At 63.2% G+C, this 3,484-nt stretch carries 5 protein-coding genes; all 5 read right to left on the bottom strand.

The features are described from left to right. On the bottom strand, positions 1 to 687 hold a 687-nt coding region (locus A8G08_RS20970; protein WP_281182172.1), incomplete at its 3' end, for a SpoIIE family protein phosphatase. Between the two features lie 489 nt (positions 688 to 1,176). Then, on the bottom strand, positions 1,177 to 1,677 hold the full coding sequence (locus A8G08_RS20965; protein ID WP_157108711.1) for an STAS domain-containing protein: 501 nt from the start codon (positions 1,675 to 1,677) through the stop codon (positions 1,177 to 1,179). A 12-nt stretch (positions 1,678 to 1,689) separates the two neighbouring features. Then, positions 1,690 to 2,538, bottom strand: coding sequence for a SpoIIE family protein phosphatase (locus tag A8G08_RS20960; protein ID WP_068278473.1), 849 nt, complete (start codon positions 2,536 to 2,538; stop codon positions 1,690 to 1,692). Between the two features lie 141 nt (positions 2,539 to 2,679). Then, positions 2,680 to 3,036, bottom strand: coding sequence for an STAS domain-containing protein (locus A8G08_RS27645; protein ID WP_068278471.1), 357 nt, complete (start codon positions 3,034 to 3,036; stop codon positions 2,680 to 2,682). 151 nt (positions 3,037 to 3,187) lie between these two features. Further along, positions 3,188 to 3,484, bottom strand: a 297-nt coding sequence (locus A8G08_RS20950) for an STAS domain-containing protein (RefSeq protein ID WP_068278469.1), incomplete at its 5' end; no start/stop codon positions are given.

Here is a 3,484-nt window from a genome sequence, read left to right as displayed (position 1 = left end):
AGCAGCATCGACCGCCTTCAAAGCGGAGGCGATGTCGGAATTGGTGGCCAGACGCTCCTGCAACAGGATCCGCAGCTGACCCATCGTTGCCGAGGCTGCTACACCGTGGCCGACCACGTCACCAACCACCATCGCTACGCGGCCGTCCGGCAGCGCCAGTGCGTCGAACCAGTCACCCCCGGCGGCCGTGTCGGCATCGGCAAGCAAATAGCTTGCGCGCAGCTGCATTTGTGGAAGCACCGGCAGACCGGTGGAGAGCAGCTCGCGCTGCATCGCGTCGATCAGGTCACGGACGTGTTCGTAGCGACGTTCGGCTTCGGCAGTGCGCTGTAGCGCCGCCTGCCGCTCGCGGACCAGCTCCGTGTTGTCGACAATATCGGTGATCAGGCCGACCACTTCACCGTTGGAACCACGCCGGGGCGTCACGTTGAAGTCGATGAACAGCTCGAGGCGTTCACCTTTCTCGGGCAAGTTGATCTGGACACGGAAGTTCCGTAGTGCTTCGGGCCGACCCGACGCATAGACCCGGTTGAAGATTTCCCAGATTTGTTGACCCGTCAGTTCCGGAAACGCCTCAGCGGCGGACATTCCGATCGAGTACCGGCGGCCGGCAAGTTCCCGAAATGCGCTGGTCGTCGCAAGGATGCGATGGTCGGGTCCTTCCAACGCCACCACCATCAGGGGCATCTCGTCGAAGACGCGATGGACGATCGAAGCGTCTCCGACGCGTTTCGAGAAGTCGTCCGCGCTCGTCGGTTCCCCAGCCATTACATCCACCATCTCGCATCCCGCTTAATTCCGTCCGAGAACGGACTACCAGACATAATGCCGGAATCAATTATTCTGCTGAGGTTTGGGAGGGGCTCAGCTACCGAATACCTCGAGCCCGACATTCCGGGCACCAAGTGACGCGGACAGTCGCCGAGGTCGTCGTCGTACCGTGCCGCTGCGCGCGGTTTCGGCCACCTCGCGACCGGCGCGTGGCGATTGATGACTCGGCCTGCCCCACCAGGGCAAGAGGCCTTCAGCCCGGGTCGTGGTGAGCAAAACCTGGCTTCGCGATTCGACAACGGCTGGATTCACAAGCCGCGCAGCACAAATCGCGTCGAAGGTCGATCGCCTTGGCGTGTTGTGCAGCGAGTGCACCTCGTGCGTGCGCCACATCTACCTGCGCGATCACCGACCGACAGCGATGGCCTCGTCGATCGTGGGATAGATGATCAGGTCGTCCGACATGCCGAGGATGTCGAATATGCGGTGGATCACGCTGTCCGGCGAGACGACCAATCGGCAGTCAATCTCCAGCAACTCGGCGACCGAGGCGAACTGTTGCAACGCCCGCGCTCCGGCGACCGCAACGAACGTCACTGAGCGCAGGTCGAGCACCATCAGACTCTGCGGTGGTACGCCCTCGGTCGCACAGAAAAGCGCCAGGCAAGTCTCATCGGCAGTGGCCAAATCGATCTCGCCACGCAGATGCAGGATCACCGCCGTGGTAGTGGTGGTCCGCGTGACCGAAAGTTGAACCATGACGACCTTGCCGCAAAAGGAATAGCCGAGGTCGGTGAAGCGAGTGGAGCCGCGCGTCGACGAACGACCTGGTGCTCTCTTGATGCTAGTCCGGTCCGATCCCGAATAGCATTCACTTGTCCACACAAAGATTTCGACCGACGTCACCGACGAGCGCAGCTAATCCACGGTATCCGCGCCGACGGCATCGTCGAAGGCGCTCGTCCCGTGGTCGAGCCGAACCAGCGTCATGATCGTCTCCGCAGGTGTTCCCAGAGGGGCCCACACCGCAACACCCGGATCGAGCATCACCACGCACACGGTGGCCGCAAGCGCACCACGGATCCGCGCGGCCGCGGCATCGAGCGCGCTCAATCCCGCACCGATATCGGGCTTGGTGGCCAGCTGCTCGTGCAGGATGATGCGCAGCTGCCCCATCGTTGCCGAGGCCGCCACACCGTGGCCGACAACATCTCCAACCACTAGCGCGATCCGTCCGTCGGGTAGCGGGATCGCGTCGAACCAGTCACCACCGGCGGCGGTGTCCGCGTCGGCGAGCAGATAGGTGGCGGCAATCTGCACACGAGGAAGGACCGGCACCCCGGTGGACAGGAGTTCGCGCTGCATCGCGGCGATGAGGTCGCGCGCGCGTTCGTAGCGGCGGTCGGCCTCGGCGGCGCGGCGCCCGGCGGCTTGTCGCTCGCGGACCTGCTCGGTCACATCGGTGACATCCACGGTCACACCGACAATCCGGCCATCCGGTCCGCGACGAGGGTGCACGTTGAAGTTGACGAAGAGTTCGACGTGCTCACCCGAATCGGGCCGGTCGATCTGGGCGCGGAATTCGCGCAGGAACTCCGGTTGCCCCGAGGCATAAACACGGTCGTAGATCGGCCAAACGTGCTGGCCCAACAGCTCGGGAAACGCATCCCGGACGACCATCCCGATCAGATCTTGGCGGCCGGCGTACTCCCGATATGCACCGGTTGCCGCGACAATTCGATGCTCGGCTCCCTCGAGTCCCAACACAAGCAGGGCATTTGGTCGAAAACGTCGCGCACGACAGACGCGCTTCCAGCCCGCCTCGACCAGTCGTCATCGGGCGCCGGGTTGTCGCGTATGGGATCCACCATCTCTCATAGCGGCCGGTTGCGCCGCGGAATATCGCTCCTAGGGACGGATCGCATCATCGAGTGTCGGATGGATCGCCAACCCTTCGGACATGCCGAGGAGGTCGAAGACGTGTTTCACCGCACTGTCCGAAGACACCACCAGTCGGCAATCGAGGTCGAACAATTCCGCGACAGAAGCGAACTGATGCAGCGCCCGAACACCGGCCACCGCGACGAAGTTCACCGAGCGCAGATCGAGCACGATCAAGTTCGGCGGTGGTAGCCCGTCGGCCGCGTCGAACAAGGCTCGGGCGGTCTCATCCACGGTGGCCAGATCGATCTCACCGCGCAGATGAAGGATGACCGCCGTTGTGGTGGCCGACCGTGTGACCGACAGTTCGACCAAGACGACCACTGCCCTCCAAGATTGGAATAAGCCGAGGTCGGTGAGCAGATTACGCCGCACGTCGACTAACGACCGTGCTCGAGTTACTTCTTTGACGCTAGCCGTGGATCGCCGAAATTGCACGCACCCTATCGATGCACCAGCGTTGCAATTAGGGCAGCTAGTCCTCGAGATCCGGCAACGCGGCACGATCGGATTCTCGAGTGTCGTGCTCGAGATGGACGAGCGTCAGGACCATTTCCGCAGCGGTTCCGAGAGGTGCGTACAGCCGCAGTGTCGCCCCATTGGCGCGATGTAGGGCGACGAGCTGATGAAGTAGCGCGACGCCCGCGCTGGCGAGGTGCGTCACGTCGGTCAGATCCAGCACAAGTGAGCGCGTTCCGGCGGCTCCTTCGGTCCGCACTGCGCGCTCGAACTCGGCAACGGTGCTGGCATCGATCGTGCCGCCCACCAGGAT

This window comes from Aldersonia kunmingensis, from assembly GCF_001646865.1.
Classification (GTDB): domain Bacteria; phylum Actinomycetota; class Actinomycetes; order Mycobacteriales; family Mycobacteriaceae; genus Aldersonia; species Aldersonia kunmingensis.
The sequence above is the reverse complement of the archived record's forward strand: the minus strand, read 5'-3'. Positions and strand labels throughout refer to the sequence as shown.